This is a genomic window from Nocardia sp. PLKS1-43 (genome assembly GCF_059510335.1).
This window is the reverse complement of the sequence record NZ_JCAJZQ010000003.1, coordinates 64,169-83,137: the sequence shown is the minus strand read 5'-3', so window position 1 is coordinate 83,137 and position 18,969 is coordinate 64,169. Positions and strand designations below refer to the sequence as shown.

Sequence of the window (18,969 nt, the reverse complement as noted above, 5' to 3'; positions counted from 1 at the left end):
CCGGAATTACCGTGCGCGGCGGGCCAGACGCTCCGAATCGGAGATCAGCACGCTCTTGCCCTCCAGCCGCAGCCAGCCGCGGTGCGCGAAATCGGCCAGGGCCTTGTTCACGGTCTCGCGGGAGGCGCCGACCAGCTGGGCGATCTCCTCCTGGGTCAGGTCGTGGGTGACGCGCAGCGCACCGGCCTCCTGGGTGCCGAACCGCTGAGCCAGCGTCAGCAGCGCCTTCGCCACACGGCCGGGGACGTCGGTGAAGATCAGGTCGGCCAGGTTGTTGTTGGTGCGGCGCAGCCGCCGGGCCAGCACGCGCAGCAGTTGCTCGGCGATCTCGGGGCGCTGATCGATCCACGACTTGAGCGCGTCGCGGTCCATGGTGACGGCGCGAACCTCGGTCACGGTGGTCGCGGTGGAGGTGCGCGGACCCGGGTCGAAGATCGACAGTTCGCCGAACATGTCCGACGGACCCATGATGGTCAGCAGATTCTCCCGCCCGTCCGGCGAGCGGCGGCCGATCTTCACCTTGCCGGAGGTGATGATGAACAGCCGGTCGCCCGGCTCACCCTCGTTGAAGATGATGTGGCCGCGGGGAAAGTCCACGGGCTGTAGTTGTTTGGCGAGAGCTGCCACTGCGGTGGGCTCGACGCCTTGGAAGATGCCTGCTCTGGCGAGGGCCTCGTCCACGAATGTGCTCCTTATGGGAATTGACGGTGTACTGGCGGCGCCAGCGGGTCCCTACGTGGTGACGACGCAAGCTGCCGCCTGCGGGCCCGTCGCTGTCGCCCCGGTCTGGACCGAAGCGGCCGACAGTGCAGTCTACTTTGCATTCGGACAGCGTAGTGACAGACACCACGTAGATGCGGTTGGTGAAACGACCGCGATGCCCGAATGGTTCCCGTCGCAACCGTGTCGCGCGGCGCGGCGCGGCGAGTCAGCTCGCCTGTGCGACGTCCAGTTCGTCACCATGGGCGCGCCTGCGCCCCGGATGGGCCGCGGCAGCCGGTACACCCAGCTTCGCGAGCTCGTTGACCTCGGCATTGCTGGCACGTTCGAGATATTGCTGGACCTCTTCTTCCGGTTCGAGCAGTTTGCGAAGCCGATTTTCGACGCGTTCCATGAACAGCGCGAACAGCATCAGCACCACCGGGAAGAGCACCACAGCGAGTCCTTGCATATCGAGGAGTAAACACGCAGAAGGTCTCAGATGGAACACGGCAGGCATTCTCTGTCGCCTCGATCACGCCCCGAACGTCGCTCTCGCCCACTCGATCGAGCTCGATTTCCCCGGGTCGCGCGACTCATCGGCGGGCTGTTGTCGGAGTGGTTCCGTATGGTGGACGCGTGCGTAAACCCGCCGCCACCGCTCCCAGCGCCGCCGCCGAACCGCGGCGGCGCGATACGTCCACTTCCCGTGCGTCCAAATTCGCCGCCGAGACCAGGCTCGGCCTGGTACGCCGCGCGCGCCGGATGAATCGGACACTCGCGCTGGCATTCCCGCACGCGCACTGCGAGCTCGATTTCACCACCCCGCTCGAATTGGCGGTCGCGACAATCCTTTCCGCGCAATGCACCGATGTCCGGGTGAATATGACCACGCCCGCGCTGTTCGCCCGCTACCGCGATGCGCGCGCCTATGCCGAGGCCGATCGCACCGAACTCGAGGAGTACATCCGCCCGACCGGCTTCTATCGCAACAAGGCGTCCGCACTGATCGGTCTGGGCCAGGCTCTGCTGGAACGGCACGACGGCGTACTGCCCGCATCGCTGAACGAATTGGTCGAATTGCCGGGAATCGGACGCAAGACGGCGAATGTCATTCTGGGCAACGCTTTCGATGTGCCCGGTATCACAGTCGATACGCATTTCGGGCGATTGGTCCGGCGCTGGGGCTGGACCACCGAGGACGATCCGGTCAAGGTCGAGCGCATCGTCGGCGAGCTGATCGAGCGCAAGGAATGGACGATGCTCTCGCACCGGGTGATCTTCCACGGCCGCCGGGTGTGTCATGCCCGCAAACCCGCGTGCGGCGCCTGCCTGCTGGCCAAGGACTGCCCGTCCTTCGGCGCCGGCCCGACCGATCCGACCACCGCGGCCGCACTGGTCAAGGGACCGGAGGCGGAGCATCTGCTCGAACTGGTGGGCCGGTGAGATCGATCCCCGCGGCGTGGCGATGGACGTTCGTCGGCCTGATCGTGATCGTCACGCTCGCGGTGGCGTTGTGGCCGCGCGGCGAGCACGGGAACCGTTCCGGTACAACGTCGGTCGCGGCCGGGCCTGCCGCAGCGGTGAGCGCCGCGCAACGCTCGGCCGCCGCCCTGGCCGATTGTCCGGCGGCCGTCGCCCCGGGCCCGGCGCAGGGCCCGCTGGCGGGCATCGGCCTGGACTGCCTGGCGAACGGTCGTCCGGTGGATCTGGGTGCGGCCCTGGCCGGTAGGCCCGCCCTGCTGAATCTGTGGGCGTACTGGTGCGCGCCCTGTGCCGAGGAGTTGCCCGCACTGCAACAGTTCGCCGATCGCGTCGGCTCGGCGATGACCGTGCTCACCGTGCACAGTGATCCGAACGAGTCGATGGCCCTGGCCCGGCTACAGGATCTGAAGGTTCATCTGCCCGGTGTGGAAGACGGCGACCGCAGGGTGCGGACCGCGGTCGGAGCGGTTCCGGCGCTGCCGATCTCGGTGCTGGTGCGCGCCGACGGATCGATCGCCGAGGTCGTGTCCCGCCCGTTCCAGGACGTCGCGGACGTCAGCGAGACGGTCGCCACCGAACTGGGCGTGCGCGCGTGAGCGATCGGGAGGGGGGTGGCCGTCGCGCGCCCGGTGCGGGGTGCGGTTACCGTGCTCGGGACCGTTCCGATGCGGCTGCCGCGGGCAGCCCGGCCGCCGCGGGCGGTGATCACGGCGATGAGGCCGGAGGAGGCAGAGTGCGCGACCGCGAGGCACGCGAGCAGTCCGGCGCGCGCCCGGAGCTGGTGACCGAGAACATCCCGAGCTGGCTGCGCGGCGTCGTCGAGCGCAAGCCGGCCGATGCGACCGGGACCAACCCGGTGCTGAACCGAACCGCGATGAAGCAGGTCGCGGCCGCGGCGATGCGCCAACGTCAGGCATCGGTGCTGGTTTTGTTCGGCGGGGCGCCCGAGGCCGATCCGTCGGCGCCGGGCGGACTGCCCGCGGACGCGGACGTGCTGCTCACCCAGCGCGCGGCCACGCTGCGCCAGCATCGCGGCCAGGTCGCCTTCCCGGGCGGTGGGGTGGAACCCGGCGACCGCGGTCCGATCGATACCGCGCTGCGCGAGGCCTGGGAGGAGACCGGCCTGGACCGCGCGAGCGTCGAGCCGCTCGCGGTGCTGCCGAAGATCTTCGTGCCGCCCTCGCGTTTCGACGTGACACCGGTGCTGGCGTATTGGCGCACACCCGGTGAGGTGCGGGTGGTCAGCGAAACCGAGGCCGCGCGGGTGGCGCGGGTGCCGGTGGCCGATCTGATCGATCCGGCGAATCGGTTCGTGGTACGGCATCCGCTGGGCTACATGAGTCCGGCCTTCGCGGTCGACGGCATGCTGGTGTGGGGTTTCACCGCTGGCGTGCTGGCCGGTCTGCTGGCGGTTTCGGGCTGGGAACGGGAATGGGATCCACACGACGTGCGTGATCTGCAGGCCGCGTTGGAGGCAGTGGGGATGACACTATGACCTCGTCGGACTGGCTCGATATCGCGGTTGTGATCATCGCACTGCTGGCCGCCTCCTCGGGGTGGCGGCAGGGCGCGGTGGCCTCCGCGCTGGCCTTCCTGGGGGTGATCCTGGGCGCGGTTGCGGGCATCCTGATCGCGCCGCACATCCTGGTCCACATCGCCGAGGGCCGTAAGCGCGTTCTGGTCGGCGTCGTGCTGATCGTGGCGCTGGTGATAGTCGGCGAGGTAGCCGGCATGGTCCTGGGCCGCGCGGCCCGCAGCGGGATGCGCAACACGTTCATCCGCGCCGTGGACAGCGTGGTGGGCGCATGCCTGCAACTGGTCGCGGTGCTGGCCACCGCCTGGCTGCTGGCTCTGCCGCTGGCCTCGTCCTCGCAGCCGGCGATCGCGGCGGCGGTGAACGGTTCGCGGGTGCTCTCGGAGGTCAACAAGGTCGCGCCGAACTGGCTGCGCAAGGTGCCCAACGAATTCTCCCAGCTGCTCAACACCTCCGGACTGCCGGATGTGATCGGCCCGTTCAGCCGCGCTCCGATCGCCGCGGTCGCGCCGCCGGACGGGAGCGTGCTCGACAGCCCGGTCGCGGTCAACCTCCAGCACAGCGTGTTGCGCATCCGCGGTGTCGCGTCGAGTTGCCAACGGATGCTGGAGGGTTCGGGCTTCGTCGTCGCCCCCGAGCGGATCATGACCAACGCGCACGTGGTCGCCGGCACCAACTCCCTGCAGGTGGATACCGCCAAAGGGCCGCTGGACGCCACGGTGGTGCTGTTCGATCCGTCCAAGGACGTTGCGGTGCTGGACGTGCCCGGACTGCAGGCGCCGGTGATCCCGCTGGCGTCGGAAGCCGCGACGTCGGGGGAGAGTTCGATCGTGCTCGGCTACCCCGGCGGTGGCCCGTACACCGCCAGCGCGGCGCGCGTGCGTGAGACGCTCAATCTGACCGGCCCGAACATCTACAAGAGCGATACCGTCGAGCGCGAGGTCTACACCGTGCGCGGAAAGGTCCGGGCGGGCAATTCCGGTGGGCCGCTGGTGGATACGCAGGGTGATGTGCTCGGCGTGGTGTTCGGCGCGGCCGTCACCGACGAGGACACCGGATACGTGCTGACCTTGAAGGAGGTCAGGTCCGATCTGGATATCGCGGCTGCTCGCACCGCCGCCGTGGACACCGGGCAGTGCGTCCTGAGCTGAGCCCGCCTCGCTCCGCTGCCTCTCCGCGACGTCAGCGGGTCGTTGGGGGCGGGGGATTTACTTGTCGGGCCGGCGGTTGGGTGTTCGGTTACCGTTCGGGCGTACCCCGGGAGTTACCCATGTTTGTTCGAGATCTGTTGTCGCCCTTTGTGTTTCCAGGTGATTCAGGTCAGGAGTTTCGCCAGTTCGGCGGTGACTTCTCGGGGGCTCTCCTGGTGCGCGAAATGGCCTGCGCCCGTGAGGGTTACGATTCGGCGGTTGGGGGAGAGGTGTTGGCCGCGGCGCATGGTGGCGTCGAGGATGTAGTCGTCGGATTCACCGTGTAGGGCCAGCACGGGGACGCGAACCGGCTCGCGCATCGCGGACATGAAGCGGTGGCCGTCGGGGCGCCACTGGCTGCGGAACGCCCAGCGCTGATATTCCAGGGCGCAGTGTGCGGTGCCGGAGATGCGGATGGCCGCGCGCATCCGGCGTGCGGTGTCGACGAAATCGGCCGATCCGGCCCAGTCGGCGCCCGCCCGTTGCCGCAGCAGTCGTTCGACCTCGAAACCGTCGCGGGTGGTCAGCAGACGTTCGCCGTAGCGGGGCGGCTGATAGCGCAGGAAGTTCGGCAGAAACGTCCGGCGCTGCCGCCCGTCGCGCAGCACGGCCTGCTTGAGCGCCACCGGATGTGGAGAACTCACCACCGCGATCGAGCGCACCAGTCGCGGATGCAGGACCGCGGTGGCCCAGCAGACCAGGCCGCCCTCGGCGTGGCCCACCAGAGTGGCGTCGGTGTGTCCCAGGGCGCGGATGAGTCCGGCGACGTCACCGGCGAGGGTCCAGCCGTCGTAACCGCGCGGCGGCTTGTCCGAATCGCCGTATCCGCGCAGATCGACCGCGACCGCCCGGAACCCGAGTTCGGCCAGACCGGTCAGCTGATGCCGCCAGGACCACCAGAAATCACCGAATCCATGGAGCAGCAGAACCAGCGGGGCGCCCGTCCCCGCCGAATCGTCGCCACGGACATTCGACGCGGACGTCGCTTCGGCGATGTGGAAGCGAATGCCGTTGGCATGCACGTCCTTATGGGCCCACGGTCCGTCGTAGCGAACGATCGACGGATCCGGACTCGGGGTAGGCGACACGCCGGAAAGCGTAATCGGCGCGCTAACGGCCGGACGTGTCGACCGCATCGCCGGCATCCGACGCATGTGAGCCGATTCCGTGCGGAAGCACGGTCCGGGTCTCCTTCAGCGATTCGATGGTCTTGGCCGGCGCCCGGAGTTTGCGCACCTTCAGATACCCCAGCAGCGCGAACGCCACGGTGGCAACGATCATCAGACCGAACACGATCAGGAACGCGGCCCAGCGGTAGAGCCACACATCGAGGAGTTCGGCGAGGAAGAAGAAAAAGAAGAAGGTCGAGAACAGCAGGATCGTCAGCGCGACGATGAAGTAGACGCTGCCCTGCAGACCCTTGCGGATCTCCCCGGTCACCTCGGCCTTGGCCAGCGCGACCTCGGCGCGGACCAGAGTCGACATCTGTTCGGTGGCATCGCGAACCAGGTCTCCGATGCTCGCGGTGCGCGTGGTGTCGACCTCGGACAGCGGAATAGAGGTAATGGCCCGGCCACTTTCGGCGCCCTGCCCGTTACCGCCCTGTGTGAAGCTCAATGCTCGACCCTTCTCCCTGTCCTGTGCTGTCCCGCCTAGGCTCTGCTCACGGCAGCCCGCGGTTGTGTCCGCGCCGCACTCCATCGAATACGGCCTGTCGCAACACTAACGCCGAACCGTGCGGACGAGCCGCCATTGCTGTCGCCAACACGGCGGCGTCATGCGAGTTCTGCCACCCAGAAGGCTAGCGGCATCTTCAGCCTCTGTATTTTCGGCCTCCGCTTCGCTCCGGCTGTTTTCGGCGCTGCGGGGCTCGTCGTTCAGTGGCCACCGTTCGCTCCCTCGTCGCGCACGCGCCGGCCGCTGAACGACGAACCGCGCCGAAAAGCCTTGGGGTGCTGCGGTTTGCCTATCGTTTCGCGGGCGGATACCGGCGGATCGGCACCGAGCGGCCGCACCGCAGGGCTGACGTCCTGCGGTGCGGCCGATCGAGTATCTGTGCCGGGCCTACCAGTTGGTCTTCTGAGTGCGAATTGCTTCGAAGACGTTGGGGTCGACCAGGGTGGAGGTGTCGCCGAGGTCGCGGCCTTCGGCGACGTCGCGCAGGAGGCGGCGCATGATCTTGCCGGAGCGGGTCTTGGGGAGTTCGGGCACGATGTGGATCTCGCGGGGGCGCGCGATCGGGCTGATCTGGCGGGACACTTCGGCTTTGAGTTCGGCGATCAGGTCCTGGCCGGTGTTGGTCGCCTCGGCGGTGAGGATGACGAACGCGACGATGCCCTGGCCGGTGGTCTCGTCGCTCGCGCCGACGACGGCGGCTTCGGCGACGCCGGAGTGTCCGACGAGGGCGGATTCGACCTCGGCGGTGGAGATGCGGTGTCCGGAGACGTTCATGACGTCATCGACGCGGCCCAGGACCCACAGGTCGCCGTCGGTGTCGAGTTTCGCGCCGTCGCCGGCGAAGTACCAGCCCTTGTCGCCGAAGCGTTCCCAGTAGGTGGCCTTGTAGCGTTCGGGATCGCCCCAGATGCCGCGCAGCATCGACGGCCACGGCTGGTCCAGGACCAGGTACCCGTTGGCCTCGGTCTCGCCGAGGGTGACCGGGTTGCCTTCCTCGTCCACGACCTTGGCGGAGATCCCCGGCAGCGGGGTCATCGCGGCGCCGGGTTTGGCGGTGGTGACCCCGGGCAGGGGGGAGATCATGATCGCGCCGGTCTCGGTCTGCCACCAGGTGTCCACGATGGGTGCGCTGCCCGAGCCGATGACGTGGCGGTACCAGCGCCACGCTTCGGGGTTGATCGGCTCACCCACGCTGCCCAGCACGCGAATCGAGGACAGGTCGTGTGCGTCGGGGATCTCCCGGCCCCACTTCATGAACGTGCGCACCAGGGTGGGCGCGATGTAATAGATTGTGACGCCGTACTTTTCGATGATCTGCCAGTGCCGGTGCTCGTCGGGGAAGTTCGGGGTGCCCTCGTACACGACCTGGGTGGCGCGGTTGGCCAGGGGGCCGTACACGATGTAGCTGTGGCCGGTGACCCAGCCGATGTCTGCGGTGCACCAGTACACGTCGCGGCCGGGTTTGTGGTCGAAGACGTTGTGGTGGGTGTAGGCGACCTGGGTCAGATATCCGCCGGTGGTGTGCAGGATGCCCTTGGGCTTACCGGTCGTGCCCGAGGTGTACAGGATGTACAGCGGATGCTCGGCCTCGAACGGCTGGGCTTCGTGCTCGGTCGCCGCGTTGGCGACGGTGTCGTGCCACCACACGTCCCGGCCGTCGGTCCAGGGCACCTCGACCGCGGTGCGACGCACCACCAGCACATGCTCGACCGAATGCGCGCCGCCGATCAGCGCCTCGTCGACGGCCTCCTTGAGCGGGGCGGATTTGCCGCGCCGCCACTGACCATCGGTGGTGATGACCAGGCGGGCCTGGGCGTCATCGATGCGTTGCCGCAGCGCACTCGGGGAGAAACCGGCGAACACGACCGAATGCGTCAGCCCCAGGCGCGCGCACGCCAGCATGGACACGATCGCCTCGGGCACCATCGGCATGTAGATCGCGACACGATCACCGGCCCGCAATCCCAGCTCGGTCAGGTAGTTCGCCGCCTGGGACACCTCGGACAGCAGTTGCGCGTACGTGATCGCACGCGAATCGCCCGGCTCACCCTCCCAATGGATGGCGACCTGATCGCCGTGCCCGTCGATGACGTGCCGGTCCACACAGTTGTAGGCCACGTTGAGTTTGCCGTCGGCGAACCAGCGGGCGACCGGAGCGTCATCCCAGTCCAGGACGCGACTGAAGGGCTCGTGCCAATGCAATCGGCGTGCCTGTTCGGCCCAGAACGCGTCACGGTCCGCGGCGGCCCGATCGTACAGGGACGCATCAGCATTGGCCGCGGCGGCGAATTCCGCGTTCGGCGGGTACGCCTCCGGGTGATCAGCGGTGTTGTCGGTCATCTCGCCTCTTCTTTCGCATACCTTCGGCCGGGGGTGAGCGCGGCCACATTCCGACAGTAACGGACCGGGATCGGTGTCGTGGTCAGGTCCCGGAGGTCGAATGCGATGCCGCATCCGTTGTCCGGTGCGGACTGTCGGCGGGGTGGCGATCCGGCGGTGAACTCGGCGTTGTGCCTAGCCAATTGTGCAAGCTGCTAACCGGATCGGCCGCAATGCGTCAACGATGTTGCCGGTTTGCTAACAGGAGTGACGAACAGGGGTCGATCCGCTGACAACAACCGGTTGTATGGCTAATGTCCGATTCACCTATGGCGATAGTCCGGCCCCGTGCAGGAGATCCCGTGCACGCACACCGGTCGCTTCGCCCGTCCTGGAATCGGGAGAATGCGTTGAGAGTCAAGACGATTACCGCGCTGGTCGCGGCGGCAGTATTGGCGGCAGGTCTGGCGTTGACGGCCTGCTCGTCCGGGGACGGGGGTGTGGACGAGGGGGTTGTCACCACGTTCGCCTCGGAACCGCAGAATCCGCTGGTCCCGACCAATACCAACGAGAACATGGGTGGCCGGGTCGTCGATCGGCTCTGGGCCGGGCTGAAGTACTACGATGCCGACGGCAACGCGCACGACGAGATGGCTCAGTCGATCGATACGGCCGACCGTCAGCACTACAAGATCACCATCAAGCCGGATTGGAAATTCACCAATGGTGAACCGGTGACGGCGAAGTCGTTCGTCGACGCCTGGAACTACGGCGCGCTCAGCACCAACGGCCAGAACCAGAACTGGGTGTTCAGCCTGATCCAGGGCTACGACGATCTGGCCTCGAATCCGCCCAAGGCACAGACGATGTCGGGCCTGAAGGTCCTCGACGACCACACCTTCACCGTGGACCTGAAGAATCCGTCGATCGACTTCACCTTGCAGCTCGGCTTCGCGCCGTATTACCCGCTGCCGAGCGTGGCCTACAAGGATATGAAGGCGTTCGGCGAGAACCCGATCGGCAACGGCCCGTATAAGTTCGCGCGCAACGGTGCTTGGCAGCACCAGGTTTCGATCGATCTGGTGCCCAACCCCGATTACCACGGTGGCCGGCCGCCCAAGAACAAGGGCTTGCAGTTCAAGATGTATCAGAGCTACGAGGCCGGCTACAACGATCTGCTCGGCGGCAATCTGGACACCATCGACCGGATCCCGAACAACGCGCTGACCACCTTCAAGAAGGATCTCGGCGACCGCGCCATCGTGAAGCCGACCGCGCAGAGCGAACACATCGGCATCCAGAGTTCGCTGCCGCACTTCGGCGGCCAGGAGGGTTTGCTTCGGCGCGAGGCCATTTCGATGGCGATCAACCGAGAGCAGATCTCCGACACCATCTTCCACGGGACCAAGGGCCCGGCGAAGGATTTCACCGCGACCACGCTGCCCGGATTCAACCCGAACGTGCCGGGTAACGAAGTGCTGCAATACAACCCGGACCAAGCCAAGAAGGTGTGGGCGCAGGCCGACGCCATTTCGCCGTGGTCGGGCAAGTTCGAGATCGCCTACAACGCGGACGGAACGCATCAGGCGTGGGTCGAGGCGACCGCCAACAGCATCAAGAACACCCTGGGCATCGACGCCTCGGCCACTCCGCTGCCGACGTTCAAGCAAATCCGGGATCAGGTGCACAGCAAGACGATCGGTAAGGCCTTCCGTTACGGCTGGCAGGGCGACTACCCGTCCATGCTGGAATTCCTGACCTCGCAGTATCAGACCGGTTCGGAGACCAACGATGTCGGTTATTCCGATCCCGAATTCGACAACCTGCTGGTCCAGGCTCAATCCGCGGCGACGCCGGAGGATTCCTACAAGGTGATCACCCAGGCCCAAGCCGTGCTGTTCCGCGATATGGCCGATATCCCGGTGCTGGATTACAAAGGCACCGGAGGTTATTCGGTGAACGTCAAGTCGGCCAAGCTGGCCTGGTCCGGTTTGTTCGACTTCGAGAACATCGAGAAGAACTAGTTGCACAGGACCGGGGCCGCGCCGACTCTCCGCCCGGCGGACGGCACGGCCCCGGCCATCGACCGCGGAGGCACTCATGGCCTGGTACGTCGTGCGGCGACTGCTTCAGATGATTCCCGTCTTCATCGGGGCGACGCTGCTCATCTACGCAATGATCTTCCTCATCCCGGGTGATCCGATCCGGGCGTTGGCCGGCGACAAGCCGATGACGCCGGGGCTGGAAGCCGCATTGCGTGCTCGTTACCATCTCGACCAGCCGTTCATCATCCAGTACCTGGATTATCTGAAGGGCATCTTCACCCTCGATTTCGGCACCGCTTTCTCCGGGCGTCCGGTGCGGGCCGAGCTGGCCCGCGCCTTCCCGATCACCTTGCGGCTCAGCGTGATCGCGCTGGTTGTCGAGACCGTTTTCGGGGTGGCGTTCGGCTTGGTCGCCGGACTGCGCAAGGGCAAGCTGTTCGATTCGACGTTGCTGGTGATCAGTCTGATCATCATCGCGGTGCCGATTTTCGTCGTCGGCTTCCTCGCGCAATTCCTGCTCGGAGTGAAATGGGGCGTCGCGCCGGTCACGGTTTCCGGCAAGGCCCCGTGGGGGCAGTTGGTGGTTCCGGGGATCGTGCTCGGATCGCTGTCGTTCGCCTATGTGCTCCGGCTGACCCGGAATTCGGTGGCGGAGAACATGACCGCGGATTACGTCCGCACCGCGACGGCGAAGGGACTGAGCCGTCGTCGCGTGATCGGAGTGCACATCCTGCGCAATTCGATGGTTCCGGTGGTCACCTTCCTGGGCACCGATCTGGGCGCCCTGATGGCGGGTGCGGTGGTCACCGAGGGCATCTTCAACATTCCGGGCGTGGGCGGCACCCTGTTCCAGGCGGTCATCCGCGGCGAGGCGCCGACCGTGGTCTCCTTCGTCACCGTGCTGATTGTCATCTTCCTGCTCTCGAACCTCGTCGTCGACCTGCTCTACGCCGCCCTCGACCCACGGATTCGCTATGCCTGACAACGATTACGGTGTCACCCGCCGTACCCAGGAGTATTTCGTCGCCCCGCCGGACGAGGTGGAGGTGCTGGCCATCGACCGCGTGGACGAGGCCGGTACGCCCACCAGCATCTGGCGTGATGCCTGGCGGCAGTTGCGGCGCAATCCGATCTTCGTGGTCGGTGTGCTGCTGATCCTGGTCGTGCTGCTCGTCGCGGCCTGGCCGCAGCTGTTCACCGATCAGGACCCGCGCTACTGCGATACCGCGCTGAGTATGGCGACGCATCGTTCCGGTCATCCGTTCGGCTTCGACCTGCAGGGATGCGATGTCTACGCGCGGACCGTCTACGGCACCCGGGCCTCGGTGCTGTGCGGTATCGGCGCGGCGATTCTGTTCGTGCTGATCGGCGGCACGCTCGGCGCGATCGCCGGGTTCTACGGCGGGATCCTGGACTCCGTGGTGTCCCGGGTGGCCGAAATCTTCTTCGCCTTGCCGCTGGTACTGGCGGCGATCGTGCTGATGCAGCTGCTGAACTCGCGCACCATCTGGACGGTGATCCTGATCCTGGCGGCGTTCACCTGGCCGCAGGCGGCCCGCATCTCGCGCGGTGCGGTCATCCAGGCCAAGAACAGCGAATATGTCACGGCGGCAAAGGCATTGGGCGTGTCGCCGTTGCGGATACTGGTTCGTCACGTGCTGCCGAACTCGGCGGGCCCGCTGATCGTGGTGGCCACGATCTGGCTGGGCGTGTTCATCGTGACCGAGGCGACGTTGTCGTATCTCGGAGTGGGACTGCCGCGTTCGGTCGTGTCCTGGGGTTCGGACATCGCCGCCGACCAGCAGTCGATCCGAACCTCGGCGATTCTGTTCTATCCCGCGACGGCATTGGCGCTGACCGTGCTGAGCTTCATTCTGCTCGGTGACGCGGTGCGTGATGCGCTCGATCCGAAAGCGCGCAAGAGGTGAGTGCGGAAATGACCGATGCGACAAAGACATCCGATGCGCGGGCAGCCGATCCCGGGCAGGCCGAGGACGTCCCGCTGCTCGAGATCCGGGATCTCGATGTCTCCTTCACGGCCGATCGCAAACAGGTCCGCGCGGTTCGCGGAGTGAGCCTGTCCGTGTATCCGGGGCAGACGGTGGCCATCGTCGGGGAATCCGGGTCCGGGAAGTCGACCACCGCCCACGCGATCATCGATCTGCTGCCCGGTACCGGCAAGGTCACCGGTGGCGAAATCCTGTTCGACGGCAAGGATCTCGCGTCGGCCTCGCGCCGGGAGATTCTCGCGGTGCGCGGGAACGGAATCGGTTTCGTCCCGCAGGACCCGATGACGAACCTCAACCCGGTCTGGAAGGTCGGCTTCCAGGTGCGGGAGACGTTGGCGGCCAACGGCATAGCTCGTGGCAAAGACGCGAAGCGGCAGGCGATCGAGCTGCTCGAACAGGCCGGTATGCAGGACGCGGCGCACCGGATCAACCAGTATCCGCACGAATTCTCCGGTGGCATGTGCCAGCGTGCGCTCATCGCGATCGGCATGGCCTGCCGTCCCCGGCTGCTCATCGCCGACGAACCCACCTCGGCGCTGGACGTCACGGTGCAGCGGCGCATCCTCGACCATCTCGACGAGCTCACCGGCGAGCTGGGCACGGCGGTTCTGCTGATCACGCACGATCTGGGCCTGGCGGCGGAACGCGCGGAACATCTGGTGGTGATGTACCGCGGGCGAGTGGTGGAATCCGGTCCCGCACTGCGGATCCTGCGTGAACCCCAGCACGAGTACACGCAGCGGCTGGTGCGCTCGGCGCCCTCGCTGGCGGCGCAGCAGCGCGCGTCGGTGAGCCGCCGAGCGCAGGTGCGCGAGCGGGCCGTCCGGGTCGCCGAACAGTCCGCTGCGGCCGATGCCGGGAGCACTGCGGTCACCGACGACATCCTGGTGGCCGACCGGCTCACGAAGGTGTTCGAGGTGCGCGGCGGGTTACCGTGGAAGCCCGCGGAATTGCGTGCTGTGGACGATGTTTCGTTCCGCTTGGCCCGCGGGACGACCATGGCCATCGTCGGTGAATCGGGTTCGGGCAAGTCGACGGTCGCGAAGATGGTGCTCGGCCTGCTCGAACCCACCTCGGGCACGGTGACTTTCGAGGGCGAGTCCGTGGCGGATCTGGATCGCAAGGGCGCGTTCGCGTTTCGGCGACGGGTGCAGCCGATCTTCCAGAATCCCTACGGCTCATTGGATCCGATGTACTCGATCTACCGCACGATCGAGGAACCGCTGCGCACCCACGGCATCGGTGATTCGGCGCGGCGCGAGGCCACGGTCCGCGATCTGCTGGACAAGGTGGCGCTGCCCGCATCGGTGATGCGCAGATATCCGAACGAATTGTCCGGCGGGCAGCGCCAGCGGGTCGCCATCGCCCGGGCGCTGGCTCTGGCGCCCGAGGTGGTGGTGTGCGACGAGGCGGTCTCGGCGCTGGACGTTCTGGTCCAGGCCCAGATCCTGACCCTGCTCAACGATCTGCAGGCCGAACTGGGCCTGTCCTACCTGTTCATCACCCACGACCTGGCCGTCGTGCGGCAGATAGCCGACGACGTCCTGGTCATGCGCAACGGCAAGGTCGTCGAGTCCGCCACCACCGACGAGGTCTTCGCGACCCCGCGCGAGGAGTACACCCGCAACCTGCTCGAAGCCATCCCCGGCCGCGATCTGCTCGGTGCGCGCTGACAAGTGAACCCGCAGGTGAAAGGTCGTGTTCGGGCGAAAATATGCCGCCGAAAGTCTTGACGTCGCCGCGTAGAGGAGGAGAATCGGCTATACATCAGGAAATGCCGAACAGCAGCATATGACCGACGGAGACGTCCGGAGATGATATGAGGTTGTTGAGGCGCCTGGTCAGGCCCCCGGCACGTCAGCCCCGAGAACGAAGCCGAAGCGACGACTACGGCTAACGACTCGAGACGTGAGTACCGGGGACTGTTTTTGTCCGGACCATGTGGTCCTCTCTCGAACCCGGCACTCTTGCACTGGTCATTCCGCGCTCGAGTAGCGTGTGCAGTCGTGACCGAGCTTGTGAGTGAACCGCCGACACCGCGTGTGTCGCGAACGACCGCGGCGGGCATCGGCGAGGGGCGCTCGTGACCGACGTCCTGCAGCCCCTGGTCGACCTGCCCGGTGTGCGTGATGCGGCCGATCGGGCTCGCGACGCACTGGCCGAGGTGCACCGGCATCAGGCGAATCGCAGGGGCTGGCCCACGACGGCCGCCGAGGCCGCGGTCCGTGCGGCGCGGTCGTCGGCGGCGATCGATGGTGGCAGTACCGAGCTGCCCGAGCCAGGCAGCGTCGGTGATCCGATCCTGACCGGCGCGTTGCGGGTAGGTCAGGCGCTCGACGGGGAGGCGCTGCAGAATCTGGTCGGCGTGTGGCAGCGGGCTCCACTGCAGGCTCTGGCCCGGCTGCATCTGCTCGCGGCCGCGGATCTGGTCGAGGATCCCGAACAGCTGGGCCGTCCGCGTGCGGGCGGCGATATCGCCGAGCGGCTGGATCTGCTCGCGCAGACCGTCCTGACCTCGAACGCGCCGGCGCCGGTTGTCGCGGCGGTGGTGCACGGCGAATTGTTGGGTCTGCGTCCGTTCGGTACGGGCGACGGTGTGGTCGCGCGCGCGGCCTCGAGGCTGGTCTCGGTGTCCAGTGGGCTGGACCCGCACAGTCTGGGAGTGCCAGAGGTGTTCTGGTTGCGTCGGCGGCAGGCCTACCTGGATGCGGCGACCGCGTTCGGCACGGGCACTGCCGAAGGCGTCGGCGGCTGGGTCGTGTTCTGCTGCGGGGCGTTCGAGGACGGTGCGCGAGAGGCTCGCTCCATCGCCGATGCCGTCTGATCCCGGACACACGAAACGGGCGGCGTGTCGTCAACGACCTCACCGCCCGCTAGCACGGACCACCTGGTTACCAAGCGTGCTTGTTTGGGTTGTGTTCTGCGGCCTCGGCGATTCTCCGGATCCGGCCGGTTCATCCCCGCAACCCGTGCGAGGCCATCGCCGACAGAACCCGAATTTCGCAGGCCCACAACGCTGCTGCCCTGTCGCGGCGCGCTCCGCGTGGGTGCCCGGCGTCCGTGCTGGGAAGGGTGGGATGGGAGGTCGACGCTTCTCTTCCGCCTCGATCTTGGCCTTCCGTCCTTCCGTGAATCCATTCTTACCTGTGAGTCGCCTCACATTCAAGACCTGCGGAAACATTTTAGAAAACGGCGTGTCGCCCGGTGTTTCGTGCTTCTCTGGATGGGTTGCGCACCCGTCGTTCAGATCGTCCCGGAACGGGTGCCGGGGGTGTTCGATGTCGTTCGGCTCAGTCCCGTCGGCGCAGTAACCGGTAGCTGATCGCGCCCGCGAGAAGTGCGCTCACCCCGAGCGCGATCGTCGCCGCGAGGGTGGTGGAGGACGGGGCCGGGATCCGCGCCCACAGCGAGACCGGATTCGAGAACGTCAGCACCGGCCAGTCGCGAGAGATGGCCTCGCGCCGCAGTGTTCGGTCGGGATTGACCGCTGTGGGGTGTCCCACTGCCGAGAGCATCGGCAGATCGGTCGCCGAATCGGAGTAGGCGTAGCAGCGGGACAGGTCGTAACCCTCACTGGCGCTGAGCTTTTCGATTGCGGTGACTTTGCCCTTGCCGTAGCAGTAGAACTCGACCTCGCCGGTGTACTTACCGTTCTCCACGACCATCCGGGTGGCTTCGGTGTGCGTCGCGCCGAGCGCGGCGGCGATGGGCGCGACGATCTCCTCGCCGGATGCCGAGACGATCACCACATCGTGGCCGCGGATCTTGTGGTCGGCGATCAGATCGGCCGCCTCGGCGTAGATCAGCGGATCGACCAGTTCGTGCAGCGTCTCGGCGACCACGGCGCGGACCTGGGCCACATCCCAGCCCGCGCACATCTTGGTCAGATGCTCGCGCATCCGCTCCATCTGGTCGTGATCGGCGCCGGAGAGCATGTAGAGGAAGTGCGCGTAACTACTCTCCAGAACCGTCCGGCGATCGATGAGGCCCTGCGCGAAGAACGGCTTGCTGAACACGAAGGCGCTGGACTTGGCGATCACCGTCTTGTCCAGATCGAAGAACGCCGCTACGCGTCCCGGTCGTGTACTGCTTCGCTCGTCTCGTTGCCCGTTCGTCTCTGCTGCGCTGATCGGATCTTCCGCCGCTGTCTGGTCGCCCTCGGCCGTCACGCGGTCCAGGATAGGGAAATTTCGCCCGGCCGGGACGCCGAGGGGTGGTACCGCTCACCGCAGCGTCCGCGAATCGGATTTGCCGCCACGATGCGGGATCGGCGCCGAAAACTTCCTCCCACACTGCACTTGCGTTTCGGCCCGGGCCTGGGTGTAGTATTGCTGACACCTGGACATAGTCCAGGCGCGTTCAGCCCGACCCCCCGGGGCTGAACCCCGACGGCCCCAGCCTCCTCCCCCCCCGGCTGGGGCCGTCCTCTATTTCCGGACCTTCTCGGCCGAAATCCTGCCGGTGTCTTCTTCGGTTGCCGGATCACGCCTGCCCGTTACGTGGTACCCGGAGTTCTGTTTTTGCTCACACCCCCGGACTTGTCCACAACCGGGCGGTCAGCTCTGGTGACACGACGTCATCCGGGCGAGGCTGGCCTGCATGAATTCCGTTACAGCGGAGCAGCCTCCGGCCCTGACGCTCGTGTCCGGACATCGGCTGCGCGAGGAGGTCCGCCGCATCGCGGCCGCGGCCGATCGGCAGCTGGCCGAGCATTCGATGCCGATCGGCAGGTACGCCTGGACCGAGGCGTCGCTCGTGATTCTCGACACGGCCTCCGCGCACGCGTGCGCCGCGGCCGGATACCCGCGTCGTGGCGGCACCGTCCTGGTCAGCGAGGGGGAGCCCGGGGCCGAACAATGGGAGGCCGCGATCGCCGGCGGCGCCGAACTGGTGCTCGGGTTGCCCGCGGCGGCGGATCGGCTGATCGAGGTGTTCGCAGAACCCGCCTCCTCCGCCGAGGGCGGAGGTGCGGTCGTCGCGGTCGTGGGTGCGGGTGGCGGTGCCGGCGCGTCCACCCTGGCCGGCGCCATCGCCTTGACCGCGGCGTCGATTCGCATTCGTCCCGGCACGATTCTGGTCGACGGCGACCCGTTCGGCGGCGGTCTCGATCTGCTGCTGGGCATCGAATCCGAGGAGGGGCTGCGCTGGCCCGATCTGGTCGTCGAGGACGGCCGGGTGGCCGCCGCGACCCTGCGCGACGCCTTACCCGCGGCCGCACCGGGTCTGCGCGTGCTGGCCTGCGGCCGGGTCGCACCCGATGCCGACCCCACCGAGATCGGCCCCGGCGCGGTGCGCGCGGTGCTCGACGCGGGCCGTGCCGCGGGCGATCTGGTCGTCTGCGATATCTCCCGGGAGCGAGGTCCGCACGCCGATCAGATGCTCGACGGCGCGGACCTGGTCGTCCTCGTGGCGACACCGCGGCTGCGATCGATCGCAGCCGCCCGCGCGGCGGTGGCACATGTGCGCCGTCGAAATCCCAATCAGGCATTGATTGTTCGCGGACCCGCGCCCGGCGGCCTGCACGGCGACGAGGTCGCCGAAGCGCTCGGCATCCCGCTGCTGGCCGCGGTTCGCGCCCAGCCGAATCTGTCCGGCCAGCTCGAGCGCACCGGCCTGACCACTCCGCGCGGACCGCTGCGGGCAGCCGCCGAATCGGTGCTCTCCCTCCTGTCGGGAGATGATCGATGATTCTCGGAAGCGCGTGCGTGTCGATGCGAAAACACCGCCATGCCAGGAGCATTCACGTATCCACATTGATCGAGGTCAGACCGGTCGCGGCGGGCGCGGGGGACGTCCGGGTGGACTGTGCCGATGGCTTCGCAGATGCAAGTGCAGTCGGTGCGGTGTGGTGCACGTTCGTGGAGCGGGTGACAGGTGCACGGTCGACATCGATGAATTCGCGAAAAGCACTGAGAGAATACAGGTTTCGCGGCCTCGACGCTGCTGTGCCGCGAAATTGTCCGGTCGGCGTAGGGCTACGGTCCGGACTGCTGGATTCGGCTGTGGGGAAT

16 protein-coding genes are annotated in these 18,969 nt (G+C 67.0%); 10 read left to right on the top strand and 6 right to left on the bottom strand.

What is annotated here, in order from left to right; genetic code table 11:
- Nucleotides 1-6 precede the first annotated feature (6 nt).
- The gene (locus tag AC5WS7_RS12275; RefSeq protein WP_067664335.1) at nt 7-681 is read right to left on the bottom strand and encodes a Crp/Fnr family transcriptional regulator; all 675 of its coding nucleotides are present in this window, start codon (nt 679-681) and stop codon (nt 7-9) included.
- Between the two features lie 247 nt (nt 682-928).
- Entirely contained in the window at nt 929-1,156 is a 228-nt protein-coding gene (locus AC5WS7_RS12270) for a hypothetical protein (protein WP_495954584.1), read from the bottom strand.
- Nucleotides 1,157-1,464: 308 nt separating this feature from the next.
- Between AC5WS7_RS12270 and nth the strand changes: the two genes are divergently transcribed.
- The 4 genes from nth (at nt 1,465) to AC5WS7_RS12250 (ending at nt 4,869) form a co-directional block, all read left to right on the top strand.
- Nucleotides 1,465-2,145, top strand: coding sequence for an endonuclease III (nth, locus tag AC5WS7_RS12265; protein ID WP_495955157.1), 681 nt, complete (start codon nt 1,465-1,467; stop codon nt 2,143-2,145).
- A 5-nt stretch (nt 2,146-2,150) separates the two neighbouring features.
- Nucleotides 2,151-2,780, top strand: coding sequence for a TlpA family protein disulfide reductase (locus AC5WS7_RS12260; RefSeq protein WP_495955156.1), 630 nt, complete (start codon nt 2,151-2,153; stop codon nt 2,778-2,780).
- 182 nt (nt 2,781-2,962) lie between these two features.
- Complete coding sequence (locus AC5WS7_RS12255) at nt 2,963-3,679, top strand: NUDIX hydrolase (RefSeq protein WP_495955155.1); 717 nt, start codon at nt 2,963-2,965, stop codon at nt 3,677-3,679.
- Nucleotides 3,676-4,869 (top strand): MarP family serine protease, encoded by a 1,194-nt coding sequence (locus AC5WS7_RS12250; RefSeq protein ID WP_495954583.1) that lies wholly within the window; start codon nt 3,676-3,678, stop codon nt 4,867-4,869. The genes AC5WS7_RS12255 and AC5WS7_RS12250 overlap by 4 nt, the downstream gene beginning before the upstream one ends.
- Before the next feature lie 164 nt (nt 4,870-5,033).
- Here the strand turns inward: AC5WS7_RS12250 and AC5WS7_RS12245 are convergent, their stop codons facing one another.
- The 3 genes from AC5WS7_RS12245 to acs all read right to left on the bottom strand — a co-directional run bounded on the left by AC5WS7_RS12245 (nt 5,034) and on the right by acs (nt 8,925).
- Complete coding sequence (locus tag AC5WS7_RS12245) at nt 5,034-5,996, bottom strand: alpha/beta fold hydrolase (RefSeq protein ID WP_495954582.1); 963 nt, start codon at nt 5,994-5,996, stop codon at nt 5,034-5,036.
- 22 nt (nt 5,997-6,018) lie between these two features.
- A complete protein-coding gene (locus AC5WS7_RS12240; RefSeq protein WP_495954581.1) occupies nt 6,019-6,525 on the bottom strand; it encodes a phage holin family protein in 507 nt (168 codons plus the stop codon).
- 447 nt (nt 6,526-6,972) lie between these two features.
- A complete protein-coding gene (gene acs, locus AC5WS7_RS12235; protein ID WP_495954580.1) occupies nt 6,973-8,925 on the bottom strand; it encodes an acetate--CoA ligase in 1,953 nt (650 codons plus the stop codon).
- 389 nt (nt 8,926-9,314) lie between these two features.
- Here acs and AC5WS7_RS12230 point away from each other — a divergent pair, with 389 nt between their 5' ends.
- The 5 genes from AC5WS7_RS12230 to AC5WS7_RS12210 all read left to right on the top strand — a co-directional run bounded on the left by AC5WS7_RS12230 (nt 9,315) and on the right by AC5WS7_RS12210 (nt 15,782).
- On the top strand, nt 9,315-10,928 hold the full coding sequence (locus tag AC5WS7_RS12230) for a peptide ABC transporter substrate-binding protein (protein ID WP_495954579.1): 1,614 nt from the start codon (nt 9,315-9,317) through the stop codon (nt 10,926-10,928).
- A gap of 76 nt (nt 10,929-11,004) precedes the next feature.
- Nucleotides 11,005-11,931 carry an ABC transporter permease gene (locus AC5WS7_RS12225; RefSeq protein WP_495954578.1) on the top strand — a complete coding sequence of 309 codons (927 nt, stop codon included), beginning with the start codon at nt 11,005-11,007 and terminating at the stop codon, nt 11,929-11,931.
- Nucleotides 11,924-12,877 (top strand): ABC transporter permease, encoded by a 954-nt coding sequence (locus tag AC5WS7_RS12220; protein ID WP_495954577.1) that lies wholly within the window; start codon nt 11,924-11,926, stop codon nt 12,875-12,877. Before AC5WS7_RS12225 ends, AC5WS7_RS12220 begins: the two co-directional genes overlap by 8 nt.
- Before the next feature lie 8 nt (nt 12,878-12,885).
- The gene (locus AC5WS7_RS12215; RefSeq protein ID WP_495954576.1) at nt 12,886-14,631 is read left to right on the top strand and encodes a dipeptide ABC transporter ATP-binding protein; all 1,746 of its coding nucleotides are present in this window, start codon (nt 12,886-12,888) and stop codon (nt 14,629-14,631) included.
- 410 nt (nt 14,632-15,041) lie between these two features.
- On the top strand, nt 15,042-15,782 hold the full coding sequence (locus AC5WS7_RS12210; protein ID WP_495954575.1) for an oxidoreductase: 741 nt from the start codon (nt 15,042-15,044) through the stop codon (nt 15,780-15,782).
- 466 nt (nt 15,783-16,248) lie between these two features.
- Here the strand turns inward: AC5WS7_RS12210 and AC5WS7_RS12205 are convergent, their stop codons facing one another.
- Entirely contained in the window at nt 16,249-17,139 is an 891-nt protein-coding gene (locus tag AC5WS7_RS12205; protein WP_495955154.1) for an HAD family hydrolase, read from the bottom strand.
- A 418-nt stretch (nt 17,140-17,557) separates the two neighbouring features.
- On the opposite strand from AC5WS7_RS12205, the gene ssd reads away from it, so the two are divergent.
- Nucleotides 17,558-18,646 (top strand): septum site-determining protein Ssd, encoded by a 1,089-nt coding sequence (gene ssd / locus AC5WS7_RS12200; RefSeq protein WP_495954574.1) that lies wholly within the window; start codon nt 17,558-17,560, stop codon nt 18,644-18,646.
- The last annotated feature ends 323 nt before the right edge of the window (nt 18,647-18,969 follow it).

Excerpts from the sequence above, each read along its gene's own strand:
- ssd (WP_495954574.1), top strand. The coding sequence starts at position 17,558 with ATGAATTCCGTTACAGCGGAGCAGCCTCCGGCCCTGACGCTCGTGTCC.
- acs (WP_495954580.1), bottom strand. The coding sequence starts at position 8,925 with ATGACCGACAACACCGCTGATCACCCGGAGGCGTACCCGCCGAACGCG.
- AC5WS7_RS12220 (WP_495954577.1), top strand. The coding sequence starts at position 11,924 with ATGCCTGACAACGATTACGGTGTCACCCGCCGTACCCAGGAGTATTTC.
- AC5WS7_RS12250 (WP_495954583.1), top strand. The coding sequence starts at position 3,676 with ATGACCTCGTCGGACTGGCTCGATATCGCGGTTGTGATCATCGCACTG.
- AC5WS7_RS12215 (WP_495954576.1), top strand. The coding sequence starts at position 12,886 with ATGACCGATGCGACAAAGACATCCGATGCGCGGGCAGCCGATCCCGGG.
- AC5WS7_RS12225 (WP_495954578.1), top strand. The coding sequence starts at position 11,005 with ATGGCCTGGTACGTCGTGCGGCGACTGCTTCAGATGATTCCCGTCTTC.
- nth (WP_495955157.1), top strand. The coding sequence starts at position 1,465 with ATGAATCGGACACTCGCGCTGGCATTCCCGCACGCGCACTGCGAGCTC.